General features: G+C 39.0%; 14 protein-coding genes. 3 read left to right on the forward strand and 11 right to left on the reverse strand.

The genetic code is table 11. The features are described from left to right. Positions 1-24: 24 nt before the first annotated feature. Positions 25-450 carry a DUF1801 domain-containing protein gene (locus MLE13_RS12555; protein WP_240750027.1) on the forward strand — a complete coding sequence of 142 codons (426 nt, stop codon included), beginning with the start codon at positions 25-27 and terminating at the stop codon, positions 448-450. A 64-nt stretch (positions 451-514) separates the two neighbouring features. Here the strand turns inward: MLE13_RS12555 and MLE13_RS12560 are convergent, their stop codons facing one another. The 4 genes from MLE13_RS12560 to MLE13_RS12575 all read right to left on the reverse strand — a co-directional run bounded on the left by MLE13_RS12560 (position 515) and on the right by MLE13_RS12575 (position 7,129). Next, positions 515-1,687 carry a DUF4097 family beta strand repeat-containing protein gene (locus MLE13_RS12560; RefSeq protein ID WP_008496042.1) on the reverse strand — a complete coding sequence of 391 codons (1,173 nt, stop codon included), beginning with the start codon at positions 1,685-1,687 and terminating at the stop codon, positions 515-517. A 99-nt stretch (positions 1,688-1,786) separates the two neighbouring features. After that, on the reverse strand, positions 1,787-4,669 hold the full coding sequence (gene uvrA / locus MLE13_RS12565) for an excinuclease ABC subunit UvrA (RefSeq protein ID WP_240750028.1): 2,883 nt from the start codon (positions 4,667-4,669) through the stop codon (positions 1,787-1,789). 6 nt (positions 4,670-4,675) lie between these two features. Next, positions 4,676-6,658 (reverse strand): excinuclease ABC subunit UvrB, encoded by a 1,983-nt coding sequence (uvrB, locus tag MLE13_RS12570; RefSeq protein WP_240750029.1) that lies wholly within the window; start codon positions 6,656-6,658, stop codon positions 4,676-4,678. A 228-nt stretch (positions 6,659-6,886) separates the two neighbouring features. Then, entirely contained in the window at positions 6,887-7,129 is a 243-nt protein-coding gene (locus MLE13_RS12575; RefSeq protein WP_240750030.1) for an IDEAL domain-containing protein, read from the reverse strand. A 177-nt stretch (positions 7,130-7,306) separates the two neighbouring features. Between MLE13_RS12575 and MLE13_RS12580 the strand changes: the two genes are divergently transcribed. Next, positions 7,307-7,861 carry a competence protein ComK gene (locus MLE13_RS12580; protein ID WP_008496039.1) on the forward strand — a complete coding sequence of 185 codons (555 nt, stop codon included), beginning with the start codon at positions 7,307-7,309 and terminating at the stop codon, positions 7,859-7,861. Positions 7,862-7,975: 114 nt separating this feature from the next. On the opposite strand, the gene MLE13_RS12585 is transcribed toward MLE13_RS12580, so the two are convergent. After that, complete coding sequence (locus MLE13_RS12585) at positions 7,976-9,592, reverse strand: ABC1 kinase family protein (RefSeq protein ID WP_240750031.1); 1,617 nt, start codon at positions 9,590-9,592, stop codon at positions 7,976-7,978. A gap of 102 nt (positions 9,593-9,694) precedes the next feature. Here MLE13_RS12585 and MLE13_RS12590 point away from each other — a divergent pair, with 102 nt between their 5' ends. Then, the gene (locus tag MLE13_RS12590) at positions 9,695-10,471 is read left to right on the forward strand and encodes an enoyl-CoA hydratase-related protein (protein ID WP_240750032.1); all 777 of its coding nucleotides are present in this window, start codon (positions 9,695-9,697) and stop codon (positions 10,469-10,471) included. A 34-nt stretch (positions 10,472-10,505) separates the two neighbouring features. On the opposite strand, the gene MLE13_RS12595 is transcribed toward MLE13_RS12590, so the two are convergent. From MLE13_RS12595 to MLE13_RS12620, 6 genes are all read right to left on the reverse strand, one after another. Continuing rightward, the gene (locus MLE13_RS12595; protein ID WP_240750033.1) at positions 10,506-12,179 is read right to left on the reverse strand and encodes a S9 family peptidase; all 1,674 of its coding nucleotides are present in this window, start codon (positions 12,177-12,179) and stop codon (positions 10,506-10,508) included. Between the two features lie 266 nt (positions 12,180-12,445). Next, positions 12,446-13,999 (reverse strand): fatty acid--CoA ligase family protein, encoded by a 1,554-nt coding sequence (locus tag MLE13_RS12600; protein ID WP_240750034.1) that lies wholly within the window; start codon positions 13,997-13,999, stop codon positions 12,446-12,448. A gap of 97 nt (positions 14,000-14,096) precedes the next feature. Further along, positions 14,097-16,034 (reverse strand): ABC transporter permease, encoded by a 1,938-nt coding sequence (locus MLE13_RS12605; RefSeq protein WP_240750035.1) that lies wholly within the window; start codon positions 16,032-16,034, stop codon positions 14,097-14,099. Beyond that, a complete protein-coding gene (locus MLE13_RS12610) occupies positions 16,006-16,779 on the reverse strand; it encodes an ABC transporter ATP-binding protein (RefSeq protein WP_276323931.1) in 774 nt (257 codons plus the stop codon). Before MLE13_RS12610 ends, MLE13_RS12605 begins: the two co-directional genes overlap by 29 nt. Further along, positions 16,757-17,785, reverse strand: coding sequence for a sensor histidine kinase (locus tag MLE13_RS12615; RefSeq protein ID WP_240750037.1), 1,029 nt, complete (start codon positions 17,783-17,785; stop codon positions 16,757-16,759). Before MLE13_RS12615 ends, MLE13_RS12610 begins: the two co-directional genes overlap by 23 nt. After that, on the reverse strand, positions 17,785-18,519 hold the full coding sequence (locus tag MLE13_RS12620) for a response regulator transcription factor (protein ID WP_276323932.1): 735 nt from the start codon (positions 18,517-18,519) through the stop codon (positions 17,785-17,787). Before MLE13_RS12620 ends, MLE13_RS12615 begins: the two co-directional genes overlap by 1 nt. Positions 18,520-18,540 lie beyond the last annotated feature (21 nt).

The following is an 18,540-nucleotide window of genomic DNA, read 5'->3' on the forward strand; positions in this document are numbered from 1 at the left end:
TTTAGATGAAAAGAGGGATTGAATATGTACGAACCTAAAACAAAAGAAACCGATGCAGACGTTATTGAATTTATCGAATCGGTTGAGTCTGTTAAAAAACGGCAAGATGCTTATAAATTACTAGAACTATTTGAGCAAACAAGTGGATATCCCCCTAAAATGTGGGGACCGAGCATTATCGGCTTTGGCTCTTATCATTATGTATACAAAACGGGTCATAAAGGCGATGCGCCACTTGTCGGTTTTTCTCCTCGAAAAGCGAAAATCAGCTTGTATTTTGCGACCGGTGATGAAAATCGTGGCCCGCTACTTGAGAAATTCGGCAAGCATACTAGTGGAAAATCTTGTGTCTATATTAATAAAACAGAAGACATCGACCTTGAAGTTCTTCAACAAGTAATCAGACAATCAATTGAGTTTTTGCAAGTTCTATATCCAGAGAAAAAATAATGATGTTGATACTTGCCACAAAAAAAGCCGACACAAGTGTGACTTGTGTCGGCTTTTTCACTGTTTATTCGATTGTTAAATAGCGAAGCAAAACAGATCCTGTTTTGGTTTCACCGTAAACTAATAACGGAGCTGCTGCCGGTTCTGTTCCTTGTTTCGAGAAACGAATCGACTTTTGCATAAACTGTCCTTGCTCATGTGTAGCATCGATATCCGAAAGCAACACATCCATTTTGCCTAGGTTAGATGAAACTTCACCTTTTAACGGCAAATGAGCTGGAATGTAAATTTCTACATTACCTGCTAACGTCTTTGTTTCAAGTTTACGCGCTTCTTTACATCTTGTTGTAGCAACAATATTGCCATTCAGCGACTTGGCTACGATGGTTTGAATATCGCCATCAACATAAATGCGACCATTTAAAGTTTCAGCTTCTAATACTTTCCCTTTAGTTTCATTTACATGAATCGCACCATTAGCAGTTTCTAATTCTGCATCTGCAAACTCTACATTTTTCAAATCAATTTTGCCATTTGCAGTTTTCACTTTTACCAATTCAGCATTTAATCGTTTCATGGTAAATCCACCATTAAACAAGCGCGCTGTAATGTGCTCATAAGCAGCATCAGGTACATAAAGAACTACATTTACTTGCGTCGTTTTCAAGTCACTAATGATCCGTAACTTGTGATCATCCGCTATAAATACAAATTTATCAAGAAAATCTTCTTTGGCATGCGCTGCAGATTCTGAACGATATGCTTTAACGCTACATTCAGCACGTAATAAACCATCTTGTGATGGGAAAATCTCCAATTGACCATTCGCAATATCTGCAATGATCGTATTCAAATCTGTCATTTCATCAGTAAAGGTATGACTGAATTGAACAGCTTCCCCAAACGGCGAATCAAACTCCATTGTTTTCAACTTGCCAACAGAAGTTTGCATAAACTCCATCATGCGATTGCCAAAGTCATTAATGTCACGTGAGACATTCTTCGAAACGTTTTTCGATACATTTTTCGAAAAATCTTGCGACACTTTTTTCACAATATCTTCGGGTCTGAAAAACCCACGCTTGCTTGATTTGTCTCGTTGAGTGTTCCGGCCATAATTTGGTTCATTTGAAGAAGAACTATTGCCATCTATCGCACGCAACAATTCAACTGCTTCACGTGCTGAAATCGTACCGTTCTCAACCATGTCTAAAATGCGTTCTTTTTCGCTTTGCATGTATTGCGGCCTCCTCTTTTTCTGAATATCGATAAGCTAAAGCTTACCTAACAAACAGATAGGTTCTATTACTAAATACGTTTGTTAACAAGAAAAGTTTCATTTAACTACTTTTTTCTTACGACTTGCGCCTTTAACTAAGGACTCCATACGCGCTCGGTCCCGTTCAAGAATTGGTTTTAAATACTTTCCAGTATAAGAATTATCAACAGCTGCAATTTCTTCAGGAGTACCTGTTGCCAAAATGGTTCCGCCTTTGTCTCCACCTTCTGGGCCTAAATCAATAATATGATCCGCTGTCTTAATAACATCAAGATTGTGTTCAATGGTCAATACAGTATCGCCATTTTCTACAAGACGCTGTAACACGAGCAATAGCCGCGAAATATCATCGGCATGAAGACCAGTTGTTGGTTCATCCAAAATGTAGAAGGATTTACCGTTTGAACGTTTATGAAGCTCTGAAGCTAGCTTCACGCGCTGCGCTTCTCCGCCTGATAATGTTGTGGCAGGTTGCCCCATCGTAATGTAACCCAATCCCACATCGACAATGGTCTGCAGTTTCCGGTTAATCTTTGGAATGTTTTCAAAAAATGATAAAGCGTCTTCTACCGTCATAGCTAGTACATCAGCAATGCTTTTATTTTTATATTTCACTTCCAAAGTTTCTCGGTTATACCGTTTGCCGTGGCAAATTTCGCAGGGCACATAAACATCCGGAAGGAAATGCATTTCTATTTTTATAATACCATCCCCACGGCAAGCTTCACAGCGACCGCCCTTGACGTTGAAACTGAAACGTCCCTTTTTATACCCCCGAACTTTTGCTTCGTTCGTTGTGGCGTAAACATCTCGTACATCATCAAAAACTCCTGTATAAGTTGCAGGGTTTGAGCGAGGCGTTCGACCAATCGGCGACTGATCGATTTCGATAACTTTTTCTAGTTCTTCGGTTCCTTCGATAGAATCGAATTGCCCTGGTTTTGCCTTAGCTCGGTTTAAGCGATGTGCCAAAGTTTTATAAAGAATTTCATTTATCAACGTACTTTTCCCTGATCCTGAAACCCCAGTAACAGCAGTGAATAACCCAAGCGGAATATCAACATCTACTTTTTTCAAGTTGTTTTGATTAGCTCCGCGAATTGCTATTTTTCGATCGCTTGGTTTTCTTCGCTCTGCCGGCAATGGAATAAACTTCTTGCCGCTTAAATATTGACCAGTTAACGACTTTTTGTTTTTCATCACTTTATCTGGTGTTCCTGCAGCAATAATTTCGCCGCCATGAACTCCTGCTCCCGGTCCAACATCGATTAAATAATCTGCTGCCAACATCGTATCTTCATCATGTTCGACGACAATTAACGTATTCCCGATGTCCCGCATACTTTTAAGCGTCTCAATCAATCGATCATTATCACGCTGATGCAGGCCAATTGAGGGTTCATCCAAAATATACAATACCCCAGTCAACCTTGAGCCAATTTGAGTTGCTAAACGAATTCGTTGTGCTTCTCCCCCTGATAAAGTTCCAGAGGCACGGTTTAATGTAAGGTAGTCTAAACCGACATTGATTAAGAAACCAATCCGCTCTTGAATTTCCCGTAATATCAATTTCGCAATTTGCATATCTTTTTCCGATAATTTTAGTTGATCGAAAAATTCATATGCTTCTACAATAGAAAACTCTGCTACTGTCCCGATGTGCAAGTTATTCACTTTTACTGATAAAGATTCTGGTTTTAAACGATACCCTTCACACGTAGGACACGCTTGTTGTCCCATGTATTTTTCCATTTGCTCACGAATATAGTCAGATGACGTTTCACGGTAGCGCCGATCAACGTTCGAAAGGACTCCCTCAAACTGAATATGATTATCTCGAATTTGGCCATAATCATTTTCATAACGGAAACGAATTTTATCTTTTCCAGATCCACGCATAATGACATTTATATATTCTTCGGGCAACTCACTGACCGGAATATCCATATCGATTTTATAATGCTGACAAACAGCTTTTAGTAATTGTGGATAATATTGCGAACTCGTCGGCTGCCATGGCACAATCGCCCCTTTATTTAATGACACACTCCAATCAGGAATGACGAGTTCAGGATCAACTTCAAGCTTCATCCCTAAGCCATCACATTCTGGACAAGCACCAAAAGGTGAGTTAAACGAAAACATTCTTGGTTCTAATTCACCAATGGAGAATCCACAAATCGGACAAGCATGATGTTCACTAAACAATAACTCTTCTTGTTCCATTACATCTACTAATACCCGTCCATCTGCTAACCGTAGAGCAGATTCTAAAGAATCACTTAACCGTGGGGCAATCCCTTCTTTAATAATAATTCGGTCAATAACTACTTCGATATTATGCTTTTTGTTTTTATCCAATGTAATATCGTCATCTAAATCAATTAATTCTCCATTCACACGAACACGGACATAACCTTGCTTTTTAATGTCTTCAAGTAATTTAACATGGGTACCTTTTCGACCAGATACAATCGGCGCCAAAATCTGCATTTTGGTACGTTCTGGGTATTCTATAATACGATCTACCATCTGCTCGATTGTTTGAGATGAAATCTCAATGCCGTGATTTGGACAAATCGGTTTGCCAATCCGTGCGAACATCAAACGCATATAATCGTAAATTTCTGTTACAGTTGCCACTGTAGATCGTGGGTTTTTACTCGTGGTTTTCTGGTCTATTGAAATGGCTGGTGATAAACCTTCGATTAAATCGACATCTGGCTTATCCATTTGCCCTAAAAATTGGCGTGCATAAGCAGACAGCGACTCGACATATCGCCGCTGACCTTCTGCATAAATCGTATCAAATGCTAATGATGATTTACCAGACCCTGACAAACCCGTCATAACGACAAGTTTGTCACGCGGAATGACTACATCAATATTTTTTAAATTATGTGCACGTGCACCTTGTATGCGTATTTCCTGTTTCTTCACCTTGCATCATCCTTCCGCTTTCAATTCAAGCACCGTATCACGCAATTCTGCAGCACGTTCGAAGTCGAGTGCTTTTGCTGCTTCTTTCATTTCTGTTTCCAACAAGCTGATCAGTTTTACGCGCTCTTCTTTTTTGAGCTTCTTGCCTGATACTGCTTTTGAAATATATTCTTCTGACTCTTCTGCCGCGTTTGTTGCACGGATGACGTCACGAATTTTCTTCTGTATGGTAATTGGCGTTACACCATGTTTTTCGTTGTATTCTGCTTGAATGGTGCGACGGCGTGTCGTTTCGTCCATCGCTTTTTGCATCGAATCGGTTATTCTGTCAGCATACATGATGACTTGACCATTTGCGTTTCTTGCTGCACGTCCCATCGTTTGAATAAGTGCTCGCTCAGAACGTAAAAACCCTTCTTTGTCAGCATCTAAAATGGTTACTAACGAAACTTCTGGAATATCTAACCCTTCACGCAGTAAGTTAATCCCCACAAGTACATCATAGACACCCATTCGCAATTCGCGAATAATTTCAATCCGTTCGAGTGTTTTGATTTCTGAGTGCAAGTAATTAACTTTGATGCCCGCATCCTTTAAATAAGCCGTTAAATCTTCCGACATTTTTTTTGTTAAAGTCGTGACTAGTACACGTTCATTTTTTTCCGATCGTTGACGAATTTGGTCCATCAAATCATCAATTTGCCCTTCGATTGGACGAATTTCAATTGTCGGATCAAGCAATCCTGTCGGACGAATAATTTGTTCAACCATTTCTGGCGTATGTTCTAATTCATACGGACCTGGTGTTGCGGATACGAAAACCGCTTGACTAATATGTTCTTCAAATTCTGTAAATGTTAACGGTCGATTATCCATTGCTGAAGGCAAACGGAACCCGTGATCAACTAATACTTTTTTACGCGCTTGGTCACCATTGAACATCCCGCGCACTTGCGGCAAAGTTACGTGACTCTCATCCACTACTAATAAAAAGTCTTCTGGGAAATAATCAATTAATGTATAAGGCTGTGCTCCTGCAGGACGAAGCGTCAAATGGCGCGAGTAGTTTTCAATGCCCGAACAAAAGCCCATTTCCCGCATCATTTCTAAATCATAGCGTGTGCGCTGTTCAAGTCGCTGCGCTTCTAATAATTTATCTTCCGCACGCATTTCTTTCAGACGTTCTTCTAATTCTACTTCAATATTTTCAATGGCTTTGACCATTTTATCTTCACGTGTCACAAAGTGAGATGCTGGGAAAATGGCAACATGGTCACGTTCACCCATAATTTCACCAGTCAGTGCATCTACTTCACGAATGCGATCAATCTCATCACCAAAAAATTCAACACGTAAACATCTTTCATCACGTGACGCTGGGAATATTTCTACCACATCGCCACGGACGCGGAATGTCCCACGAATAAAGTTAATATCATTACGCTCGTATTGAACATCCACTAATTTTCTTAATAATTGATTGCGCTCGATTTCCATTCCTTTACGTAAAGAAACGACCAATTCACGGTATTCTTTTGGCGATCCAAGTCCATATATACAAGAAACTGATGCAATGACAATGACATCATCACGTTCAAATAACGAACTTGTTGCAGAGTGACGCAGTTTGTCAATTTCATCGTTAATGCTCGCGTCTTTTTCTATAAATGTATCTGATTGAGGTACATATGCCTCGGGTTGATAATAATCATAATAACTAACAAAATACTCTACAGCATTATCGGGGAAAAACTCTTTGAATTCGCTGTAAAGCTGCCCTGCTAAAGTTTTATTGTGAGCCATGACAAGAGTTGGCTTTTTCACTTGCTGGATGACGTTTGACATCGTATAGGTTTTCCCTGTACCCGTTGCTCCCAATAATGTTTGACAACGCTTGCCGTCGATGATGCCTTGGATCAATTCAGCAATCGCTTGTGGCTGATCTCCCGCAGGTTCATATGGCGCTTGCAAATTAAATTCTTGTTTCATAATGAGGCATCCTCCCATTCTTTCAATACTTCTACTTTAACATATGCCCTAAAAAACCCCTAACAAAAAGCGAACGTATGTTTTTTAACGAGAATTAAGAAAGAAATAGCCAGATTAAAAAGTTACTATTACATACATAAAGAAAACTCTTTCTATTAATGAGCATAGAAAAAAGGGAGTTAGATTATATCTAACTCCCTTTTTTCTAGCTATTTTTTAAACAGCTATTTATTCCGTTTCTTCGTGATTTAAAATTTGTAATTGAGCTGTGTATTTAGTGAACGCTTTTTGATCATGATTGTCCAGGGCTTCATCGATGAGTGTCATTAGCTGTTCTTCCTGTTGAGAACGATGAACATGTTTTAAGAACAGATCTAAATAGATATCATTTAGCAGCTTTTCAGCTTCCGTAATTTTTTTTGTTTGAGCCATTGCCTTCATGAAATCAGCATAAGAATAATAGTTTTCCATTCTTCTTCACCCCGAATGCTTTTCATTAGTATACATGAAAGGAATAATAAAAATCAAGACTTATTTGAAAATTACAACTAAATAGAAAAAAGTTTATTTTCAATCTAATTATTATTGCCAAATTTCCATTTTTTATTATAATAGGGTATGTAAAGTAAATTTAGGGGGTTATTCTTCATGAGTAAAAAGAATCACAGACCGTCTTCGTATACGATTTGCACAAATACGTATGCCCTTTTACCCTATACGGACGGCCATCGCACCTGGATGCGTGTGATTGAAGACCGCAATGAATTTGTGGTTGAAGACGCTGTTTACAAAACAGTAACCACTTCCTGCCGCTTTTATCGTGCGTCACTAGAAAGCGCCACACTTTATGCTCAAAAAGCTGTCGGTGTAAAACATAAGCCCCCCATTATTGTAGGCGAGTATTACGGCAATCCACTCATTTTCTTTCCGACACACTCTCCTAAAAACAAAGAATGCGTTTGGTTTAATTACGACGCCATCGACCTTATCGAAAGTGACAGTAGCGGCAAAGGAAGTATCATTTATTTAAGCAATAACTTAACCGTTTATTTAGATGTATCGCCTATTGCTTTACGTAATCAACATTCTTTCGCCGGATCCCTGCGTCGTTTTTTCAAAAAGGCGCAGCGTGTTCATAATCGTCCAATGGCTTATGTGACAACCCGTACATTTCCCCCACGCAAACAGCAGCCTCTTGAGTGAATGTTTTACTCATTTTAAATGGCAACGTAAAAGAGCTTTCGATTAAAGTTAAAGACTTTAATCGAAAGCTCTTTTTGTTAGTATCTTTATGTTGTTTCGTGGCGTTTCCGCTTTTTACTTTATTGAACGATAAGCCCACAAGGAGCCTACGAAAAATACAGAAGAAACCCACATATAAGGTTCGTTCCAGAACCAAACGGAGACGGAAATTCCGACAAAAGATAGGATTGTGAAAACTCCAGCAAACATACGAGATTGTAAATCACGTCGGTATTCACGTTCCTTACCATCCCGATTTTCAATATAGCGACGGAGACGCTCCGGTTCTTCTAAATAATTGATCACTTTCTGAGGAAAGACGCGTAATGGGCCTGTTCCATTTAATACCCAGCGCAGGATGTCTTCTTTACCGAACATCCCTTTGCCTTCTTTTTGTGACGAAGCCCATTCCAGAATTCGCGGTCGAGCCAATGCCATTAAATCTACATTGGGATCTAAGATATGCAAAACACCGACAAAAATAGAAGCTGCTCGTCCAAAAAAGGCAAATTCAGCTGGTAATTGAACCGGTTGTGTTCGAACAATGTCTTGAATATCATCAAGTAATCGCTCTACTACAAAACTGTCCATCTGTGACAATTCGTTTGATTCGTATGCTGCCACAAGTCGTGATATGGCGTCCTCTAACACGACGCGATCTGCCTGGGGCAATAAAAAGCGTAATTCTTCCAATGCATCCAGTACTTGTTCGTAATTTTTAAAAATAATTCCTTCTGCTGCACGTAATACTGATTGAGAATCTTTTTTAGTAATCGTACCAATCATCCCAAAGTCAATTAGGACAATTCCACCATTCGGTTCAAGTAAAATATTGCCGCCATGTGGATCGGCATGGAATTGGCCGCCGTATAAAATTTGTTCTAAAAATAAGATAAACAAGCGTTCGGATATTTCATGTCGATCTAAGTCATTTTTTTCGATAAAAGCTAAATCTGTAATTCGTGCTCCTTCAATCCATTCCATCACCAACACTCGACGTGTGGTAAATTCATCGAAATACATTGGAATTCTTACTCCTTCCATCGCATCAAAGCGATCGGAAAAAGAACGGCCATTTTGAAGTTCTTTTAGGAAGTTTAATTCATTGCCGATGGTTTCGGTCATTTCTACGTACAATTGCTTAAAGTCAATTTGTTTACCAAACGGGGTAAATTTTTCAGCTAACCATATTACAATGCGAATAGCTTTAAAGTCAGCACGTAATATTCGATCCGTTCCTGGTCGCTGAACTTTGACTGCGACTTCCAAACCATTTTTCAGTACACCTTTGTATACTTCTCCAATAGAAGCAGAAGCGACTGCTGATTCCGATAGATGATCCAAATAATCCGTATGAGTCGTATTCCATTCTTGTTCAAGTACAGAGACAATGTCTTGTCTCGGAACAGATGGGACACGGTCTGTTAAGCCTTCTAATTCTTCAAGAAACGACGGAGGCATGATGTCCGCTCGCGTTGAGAGAAACTGCCCTAGTTTAATCATAAGTCCACCCAGCTTTAATGCGAGGTTCTTATATTCTTTTGCTTGCTTTGTAATCATCTCATTCCATCTTTTTTCAACTAACGGAGTCCATTTGCCTCGATTGCGCTTTTGGAAAATCGTTACTTGCAAAAAGATTTTGACTGCCAACCAGACAATCCGGAAGATACGTATAAACGTTACTTGATTCATAAATGCAGTCCCTCCCATGGAGTTCATTATAGAGTCTGATGGCGAAATAGTCCAAAAAGTGATATGTTTTTAATGGATGGAAAGAAACAAGGGGGAAGAAAAATGGACACAATTCACTATGAACAACGAAACAACTTAGCTTTTATCACATTAAATAGACCTGAAGCCATGAATGCTTTTAACTATGACATGTTAAATGAGCTTGGCCAGGTTGTAGAAGCAATCCGCATTAACCCAGATATTCGCGTTGTTATTTTTACTGGTGCAGGGGAAAAAGCATTCAGTGTAGGTGCGGACTTGAAAGAACGCAAAAATTTAACTGACCAACACGTTAAACGCAATATCTATAAAATCGGAGAAGTGTTTTCCATAATCGAGAACTTGCCACAACCAACTATTGCTATGATTAATGGTTTTGCATTTGGCGGAGGAATGGAACTAGCACTCGCTTGTGATTTCCGAATTGCTACCGACGATACACTTCTCGGACTAACTGAAACCAGTTTAGGCATTATTCCTGGAGCAGGCGGTACTCAACGCCTCCCCCGTTTAATCGGCGAGACAAAAGCACTGGAATTAATATTGACTGCACGTCGCTTAAAATCTGTTGAAGCATTGGATTATGGATTATTAACACGACTCACCACACGTGATGAACTTGCTGAAGTGACTGGTAATTTTGCAGATGCCATTCTTGCAAATGGCCCCATCGCACTTCAGCAAGCAAAATTCGCAATTAAAAACGGCATGAACACTGATTTACATACTGGCCTTCAAATCGAACGTAAGGCTTATGAAATCACTATACCCACTGAAGACCGAATTGAAGCTCTTACCGCTTTTGGAGAAAAAAGAAAACCTGTGTTTAAAGGAAAATAATCACAAAAAAGAGCAGTTGAAAAGCTGCTCTTTTTTATACGTATTTTTTCACCCAATTCACAATCTGTTCTAAACGATCAATGCGATGACTTGGTTTATATCCATGTGAATCATTCAAGTATACTTTTGGAAAATGGACAAATTTTGTATCTTCCTCCATACTTTCCAACTTTAAATCCAATTGTTCCGTATGTTCACTTGTAGAACGACCTGCTTTTTTCGTGTAAAGAAAAAGCAACTTCGTTAACAGACCACCGTAATTATCTCCTATCACAGCTAATCGATTCTCATCCACCCATTCAATTGTTTCTACCACTTCAACTACTGCATTCATCGTATCTGTATATGCAACATCTCTTCCTATTTTTGCAAACTCCTGGCTATAGCCATGGCTTCCACTTGGATTAATATAAAGAACCCCGTAACCTTGTGCTGCGAGTAATTGCAGTTCATGATAGAAAGTATTAGCGAACATCCCATGAGCCCACTCGTGAACTTTGACGATTAACGGATACTTTTCACCTTTTTGAATGCCGATGGGTTCAATCAACCAGCTATGTACCGACTCTTTTGAACCCATCGTAATTGTCGGTTTTCCTTCGCGCAACTCAGTGCTTTCAACATAATCCTGATTAAAAGATGTCAGCACTTCATATTCTCCCGTTGTAATCTGTAAGCGGTACAACTCTCCAGGTTGAGTCATCGTGCTAATAGCAAGAATTGCAAATTCACCCTCGCGTGAAACATCATAGCCAACTACATGTTCCATTTCAGGAGATGCTGGAAAAATCATCCCATCAAGCGATGCAAAATATAGACGTACGTCGCCCATGGTAGACACTTGGAAATACAAATGATCATCTTTCGTCCAGATAGCCTTCCCTGCAGTTGTTCCTTGACTATCACTAACTGCGTAATCTCCCACAGGCACATCTAAACCTTCAGTTAAACAACTATTCGTTTGAGTTTGTAAATCTGCGATATAAAGCTCTTTATGGGTAGCATCTCCGTATTGCCGCATGTTCCCTAAGTAAGCGAGCTTTGAATCATCATGTGAAAAAGCCACCTCACTAAAATGACCTTGATTTTCTGTCAGTATCATGTGTTCTTGTGTTTCAAGGTGATATAAATAAAGAGGTTGACCGGGTACAAAATCATGTTTTTTTTCTTTTACTAGCGCATAAACTAATTTCCCCCCATCATGGGATATGGCTTCTAAGCGATAATGACAGTCCCCAGCTAGTACGAGTTCTACCTTTTTCGACTCAATCGTTAAAAATCCTATTTGTTGGTTGAGTGGATTTGAGGTTTGTTCTTTATCTAGGATGCCATTGATCCAAAGCTTCTTAGCACAAGGCGACCATACAAATCGCTCTATGCCACTTTCTAAATTAGTCATTTTGTTTATTTGCCCGTCCGCTAACGATAATACGAACAATTGGTTGTTGCCACCTTCTTCCGCTAAATACGCGACAGCTGTACCGTCTACAGACCACTGCGGTGAACTGATTCGACCTTTTCCAAAAGTCCATTGACTATGCTGACGCGTTTCCAAATTGATATGAAAAAGATTTGCGATATATGCATCTTCCTGCTCATCTATTATGGTATGAACGTATACTGCACTTTTTCCATCTGGTGATATTTGAGGATCGGTTACAGAAACCAATGTTGTGATATCTTGAATTTCTACTGTTTTTTTCACCATGCATTCCCCTTCTTACATCTGACTTCTCCTACATACTCTTTAACTATAATAAAGACTTCTAGGAAAAGACACAAAGGAGTACTGGTGCATTTTTTAAAGGAAGTTTTGAGCTTTTTACAACAATCATTTAATTTTTTTATGAGTTTTTATTTCTCTTATATGAACTTTTCCGCTTGTTACACGAATTCAACAGAAATTTACTTCAAAAAAAGAAGCCATGCTAAATCGCATCGCTTCTTTATGATTTTTTTAACATGAAGATGTGTTTATTTCTGTCTCGCCTGATCTTTCAATGACCGGCGTAAAATTTTACCTGTTGTGTTTTTCGGTAACTCGTCAAGAACTTCAAAATGTTTTGGTACTTTGTATTTCGCTAAATGTTCTACACAATAGGCTTTCAAATCCTCAATTGAAACTGCAGGGTCTTTTAAAACCACATAAGCATTAACCTCTTCTCCGAAATCCGGATCAGGCAAACCAACTACGGCTGCTTCCAAAATGGCAGGATGTGCGAACAACACTTCTTCAATTTCTCGTGGGTAAACATTATATCCCCCAACAATGATCATGTCTTTTTTACGATCAACAATATAAAAATAGCCTTCTTCATCAACACGTGCTAAGTCTCCAGTGTACAACCAACCATCACGAATCGCTGCGGCTGTTTCTTCTGGCATTTTGTAATACCCTCTCATTACATTCGGTCCACGAACAATCAATTCCCCAACTTCATTTACAGCTACTTCTTCGCCTAATTCGTTAACAACTTTGTTTTCAACATTGATGATTGATGTTCCAATTGAACCCGCTTTTCGTTCTCGATCAATCGGGTTAAAGCATGTAACAGGAGAAGCTTCTGACAAACCGTATCCTTCTGAAATGCGAACATTAAATTTATCTTCAAAGCTATGAAGCAAAGCAACTGGCATGGCAGAACCACCTGATACGGCAAGACGTACAGTAGCAAAATCTGCTGGATCAACGTCAGGCAATTGATTCATAAAGTTGAACATCGTTGGTACCCCTGCAAAAACGGTCGCTTTGTTTGCTTTAATCGCCTCAAATACTTCTTTTGGATTAAAACGAGGTACTAAAATAATAGTAGCTCCTTGTAACAATGGTGCGTTTACAACGACTGTCAATGCAAATACATGGAATACTGGCAAAGTTGCTACTACGCGATCGGTTTCACTAATTTGAAGATACTCTCCAACATCGCGAGCATTTGAATAGAGGTTTTGATGCGTTAACATCGCACCTTTAGGTTTTCCGGTTGTGCCTGATGTGTATAAAATAACTGCTGTATCGTCCGCCTGAACTTCTGCAAAGACGCTATTTGCAGTAGCTTTCGTCAGTAAATGAGTAAATGAATGGACTTTGGCTTTAACTTCTTCAGGTAATTGGTCCATTTTTTCTGGTGTTGTAACGTCCGTTTCACAGATGACATAAGATGCCACTGCCGGCAATGCTACATGCGCTTTTTCTATTAGTGGAAGTAGCATATCAAGAGCAACAACTACTTTAGCATCACTATTATTAACAATGTAAGCGATTTCATCTGGAGTATAAATAGGATTAACCGGAACGGCTGTTGCGCCTAACTGCATTGTTGCATAAAGTGAGATTAAAAAATGTGGTGTATTACCTAAAAGAAATGCGACATGGTCCCCTTTTTCCACGCCTAATTCTTTTAAAGCTCCAGCAAAAAGTGCCACTTTCTGATCAAATTCCCCGTAGCTAGTATCTTGTCCCATAAAGCTATAAGCTGCTTTAGTAGGATTTTGTTCTGCAATTTCATGAACACGTGTCATTAAACTCATCTTCATCCCTCTTTCGTGTTGAATGAATACTCATTCATATTTCAATCTATTTTCATTATAAAATAAATCTTCAGACAATACAACAGGCACCGTTAGATTACGGTGCCTGTAAGTGGGCGACGTAGCGCCAGCGTATTAAGAAAAAGTATAAAATTTGAGCTATAGTAAAGCCTCCCAGCACAATTGCCATTTCACCGAGTATCGATAGCTCAGCAAATTCATCCCAAACAACTTGTAACGAAATAAAAGCAAAAGCACTATGCAGCAAAGCAATTACCCACGGCAGAAAGAATTGAGGAATAAGCTGACGGTTAACGATTTTGCCCAATTCTTTGTCGGTCATTCCCATGCGCGTCAAAAGCTTGTATTGCTTTCGGTCTCTCTCTAAACCTGTATACAATTTAAAATAAATAAAGCTTCCCGCTGCTAATAAGAAGACTGCTGCTACCATAACACCGATAAATAATAACAGTGCAAACGATGATTTAAACCAGCGATAATCTGCACCTGGATTTTCAAAGAAATAATCGATTCCATTGAAATCCGCTGTATCTGCTGCTTCATACATCGTATCGGTTAAGCGGTTGCCAATATTCATCGTCTCGGTCCAGTTTAATATATCAAATGCATAATAAGTAAAATTGGAACTTCCACTTTCATATCCAACAAGTGGTTGATTGATCGCTTCATAATCGGCATCACTTACTACAATTGTATTGATATTTAATGTATGAATAGGAAAGACGACATGTGGATAAGTAGATCGAATGGATAACGGCACATCGCTTTCTATTAGCGCGGTATCAACGCTTACATTCTCCAACTCTTTTGCCGAATCTAACGAAAATGGCACAAACATGCCTTCTCCTTGTACTAATTGTGCCGGTTCAAAATCGAGCGCAGTAGCTAACCGATTAAATTCTGATAGGGATAAAATATCAACATCGTTGCCAGATGCTTCAGATGTTTGGCGTTTCACCGTCAATTCAACTAAATCATAAGATAACTGTTCGCTTGTTAATTGACTTGTGAGCCGTTCAATATGTTCTGCTTCTTGCTCATTGCCATCAAATGAAATATAAATAAGCCCTAGCGGATTTGTTTCTCGGAAATCACCTGTATACGACATGAAAGACGCTAATGTTCCAACTGTTAAAAAAGCGACGGTTGACACGATTGTAACGATAAAAAACATTTGTGCACTATCCTTTAATTTCACCGTTGCTTCGGCCAATGAAACTAAACGCGTTTTTTTCCAGTACACTTTCTTTTTTCGTTTACATAAACCCAATAAGAAACTAAGCGTATGGGTAAAAAACAAGTAAGTACCGAACGTAGCCAGTGGTGGAACGATAAAAATAATATAATACACCGTTTCATCCGATACATTTACAGCGAATATGTAAGCAACTGTTAAAAAGACAATTCCCATAATCGCGAGCATTGTAGATGATTTTGTTTCTTCTTCAACTTTCCAAAAACCTTGGAGTAAATCAATCACTCGTTTCGTACGGATAAATCCAACACTAACAAATGAGATGATGACAAATAAGCTAGCAAACGCCACAATTGTTAGCAAAAAAGGTTCCCAAGAAACATAAAGTGGCAACGTGTCCAGCTCCATAATTTCCCGTCCAATCATGAAAAAGAATTTAGAAAAAGCAAAACCAAATACAGTGCCTGTTACAGTAGAAACTGCACCAATGATTAACATTTCAAAAAAGATCAATTTGTTTAATTGTTTTTTTGTCATTCCTAAATGCATTAATACACCGAATTCTTTCGATCGAGCTTGCAAAAATGCACTCATTGAATAAAATAAGAAAAACAATGTAAAAATGTACAAAACCACTTCCGCAATCATCATTCCTCGTATGGCTAATAGCTGCAATGCATCTTTTTCAAATAACGGATGAAAAATAAACATTGAGCATACAAAAAACACCATGACCGAAAAAACACTAGCTAAAAAGAAAGCCGCATAGTTTCTTCGGTTGCGAAAAACATTATGGTAAGCGAGTTGTCGAAACGTCATTTACGGATCCTCCCAACAACGACAGGACATTCAAAATCCGCTGATAAAAAGTCTGTCGTCGTTCATCCCCATAGATTTCATTGAAAAATTCCCCATCTTTTATAAAAAGAACACGATCGCAATAGCTTGCTGCAATCGGATCGTGCGTTACCATAATGATCGTCGTTTCATCTTCTTTTGCTGCATGCGATAGAATTTCAAGGACATCACGGGAAGATTTAGAGTCTAAGTTTCCTGTCGGCTCATCAGCTAAAATAATCGCTGGCTGGTGAATAAGGGCACGTCCAATCGCTGTTCGCTGAGCTTCTCCACCCGAAATTTCGTTCGGTTTCTTGTGAAGTAGCAATGTCAGCCCTAAACGCTCCGCAATCACCAGCACACGTTTCGCCATTTCATCAACAGGAAAATAATCGAGCGTCAACGGCAACACTAAGTTTTCTTCGACTGTTAACATTTGAAGTAAATTAAAGTCTTGAAAAACAAATCCCATTTCTCTTCTGCGAAACAAGGCTAGCTCATTTTTGTCCAGTAAATGTGGATTGACACCATCAATCAAAATTTCGCCAGAAGTTAATGAGTCAATGGTTGAAATCAAATTGAGTAAAGTCGTTTTTCCACTCCCGGATGGCCCCATCACTGCTAGAAATTCTCCTTTTTCCACAGTGAAACTTAGCTGATTGACTGCCCGGTGCGTCACTTTTCCTTCATATACTTTTGTTACTTCATCGATTTCCACTACTGTCATCATGTTCCTCCTGTGTTACGAAATCTTGATTAAAGAATAAGACAGAAACGGTTGTCCCTTCTCCTTGAACAGAAGAAATCGTCAGTTCGTGACCTAATTTGCCACAAATTTCTTTTGCTAAGTATAAGCCCATCCCTGTTGACTCTCCAATTTTCCGCCCGTTTTCGCCTGTAAAAAAAGCCTTTGTTACACGGGGCAAATCTGAAGATGAAATACCGATTCCTTCGTCACGAATTGTCAGCAATGTATTGCCATTTGAACATTTAGCAGCAATATAAACTTTTTTGTTTGGTTCAAATGTGTATTTTACTGCATTTGTTAAAAATTGACCGACGATAAATTTCATCCACTTCTGATCTGTAGCTACAACATGATCCTCGCCGATTGAAATTTCCGGATAGACACGCTTTGAAATAAATAGACGTTTGTTTTCTGTCGCGACTTCACTGACTAAAGAACGCAAATTAATTTGTTCGATTTGCATGTCCTGCTCGAAAGTGTCTAGACGTGCATTCATTAATACCGTATCCAATCCTGCTTTTAAGCGTTCCATTTCTTCGCGGACGCTATTCTTATCCAGTTCTTTTTCTTCTTGAAGTAATAAGTGCATAACCGAAATAGGCGTTTTCATTTGATGAACCCATTGATTCATAAATTGCAAATGACGATTTTGAGCCGCATATAAAGACTGCACTTCATGCTGATACAAGCGATATAATTTTTGCAAATAAAGTTCGTTCTGTACTTGTTCGGGTGATTTCCCTTCACGCTGAAGCATATGTTCCAAATTTTGTGGGACCGATAAAATTCGCTGATAATATTGATAACGCCTTGCAAAGCGCGCCGATAAGAATGTAATGACCAATACTGTGCTAATGACAAATGAGTAAATTGCCGTATCTAAGTTTCGGAAACCATCTAACCAATACAACATCATAATAAATGCCACTAGAACAACTTGGAAAACGATAAATGCCGCATGTTCTTTCATAAATAATCGCAGCATTAAGCTTCCTCCTCATGAAGTAAAAGACGGTATCCGGCTCCTCTTACAGTTTCAATAGAAGATAACACTCCATAATCGGACAACTTTTTTCGGACTCGTGTCATATTAACATTTAACGTATTTTCATCTACAAAGGCTTGGTCGTCCCATAATTCCTCTAGCAACTGCTCGCGCGATACTACTTTCGGATATTGAGTTAGCAATAGCTCTAAAATCGTGCATTCCTTTTTTTGCAATGGGATGATTTCTTTTTTGATGTGTAATTCCATCCGTTCCATATATAAAATAATACGCCCAGCCCTAATTGAACGCTCTTCTTGTTTTGGTGCATATTCACCATAAGCTCTACGCAAATGACTTCTTATTTTTGCAAGGACGATTTCATAATGGAAAGGTTTCGTAATAAAATCATCCCCTCCATTTTCTAAAGCAAAGACTTGGTCCATTTCACCCGAACGAGCTGAGATGAAAATAATCGGACAAGTGGTTTGCTGCCTAAGTTGCCGGCACCAATAATAGCCATCATAAGACGGCAAGTTAATATCAAGTAAAATCAAATGGGGATCAAAAGCTTCGAATTCTTCGATGATTTGATCAAAATCTTTTGCGGTCTCTACTTCGTAATGGTATTTTCTTAAAGTCTCAGCCAACAACTCCGCAATTTTCAAATCATCTTCTACAATGAAGATTCGTTGAATAGCCACAATGATTCCCCCTTTCCTTTTTCTTTCCATTTTAACAAAAGAGCCTGCATA

It is taken from the genome of Planococcus halocryophilus, from assembly GCF_022489025.1.
Taxonomy (GTDB): domain Bacteria; phylum Bacillota; class Bacilli; order Bacillales_A; family Planococcaceae; genus Planococcus; species Planococcus halocryophilus_A.

What these genes read in the sequence shown, in the direction of transcription:
- MLE13_RS12605 (WP_240750035.1), bottom strand. Translation starts at nt 16,034, where the DNA reads ATGACGTTTCGACAACTCGCTTACCATAATGTTTTTCGCAACCGAAGA.
- MLE13_RS12560 (WP_008496042.1), bottom strand. Translation starts at nt 1,687, where the DNA reads ATGCAAAGCGAAAAAGAACGCATTTTAGACATGGTTGAGAACGGTACG.
- MLE13_RS12615 (WP_240750037.1), bottom strand. Translation starts at nt 17,785, where the DNA reads ATGCTGCGATTATTTATGAAAGAACATGCGGCATTTATCGTTTTCCAA.
- MLE13_RS12555 (WP_240750027.1), top strand. Translation starts at nt 25, where the DNA reads ATGTACGAACCTAAAACAAAAGAAACCGATGCAGACGTTATTGAATTT.
- MLE13_RS12595 (WP_240750033.1), bottom strand. Translation starts at nt 12,179, where the DNA reads ATGGTGAAAAAAACAGTAGAAATTCAAGATATCACAACATTGGTTTCT.
- uvrB (WP_240750029.1), bottom strand. Translation starts at nt 6,658, where the DNA reads ATGAAACAAGAATTTAATTTGCAAGCGCCATATGAACCTGCGGGAGAT.
- MLE13_RS12585 (WP_240750031.1), bottom strand. Translation starts at nt 9,592, where the DNA reads ATGAATCAAGTAACGTTTATACGTATCTTCCGGATTGTCTGGTTGGCA.
- MLE13_RS12620 (WP_276323932.1), bottom strand. Translation starts at nt 18,519, where the DNA reads ATGGAAAGAAAAAGGAAAGGGGGAATCATTGTGGCTATTCAACGAATC.
- MLE13_RS12610 (WP_276323931.1), bottom strand. Translation starts at nt 16,779, where the DNA reads ATGACAGTAGTGGAAATCGATGAAGTAACAAAAGTATATGAAGGAAAA.
- MLE13_RS12600 (WP_240750034.1), bottom strand. Translation starts at nt 13,999, where the DNA reads ATGAGTTTAATGACACGTGTTCATGAAATTGCAGAACAAAATCCTACT.
- MLE13_RS12590 (WP_240750032.1), top strand. Translation starts at nt 9,695, where the DNA reads ATGGACACAATTCACTATGAACAACGAAACAACTTAGCTTTTATCACA.
- MLE13_RS12580 (WP_008496039.1), top strand. Translation starts at nt 7,307, where the DNA reads ATGAGTAAAAAGAATCACAGACCGTCTTCGTATACGATTTGCACAAAT.
- MLE13_RS12575 (WP_240750030.1), bottom strand. Translation starts at nt 7,129, where the DNA reads ATGGAAAACTATTATTCTTATGCTGATTTCATGAAGGCAATGGCTCAA.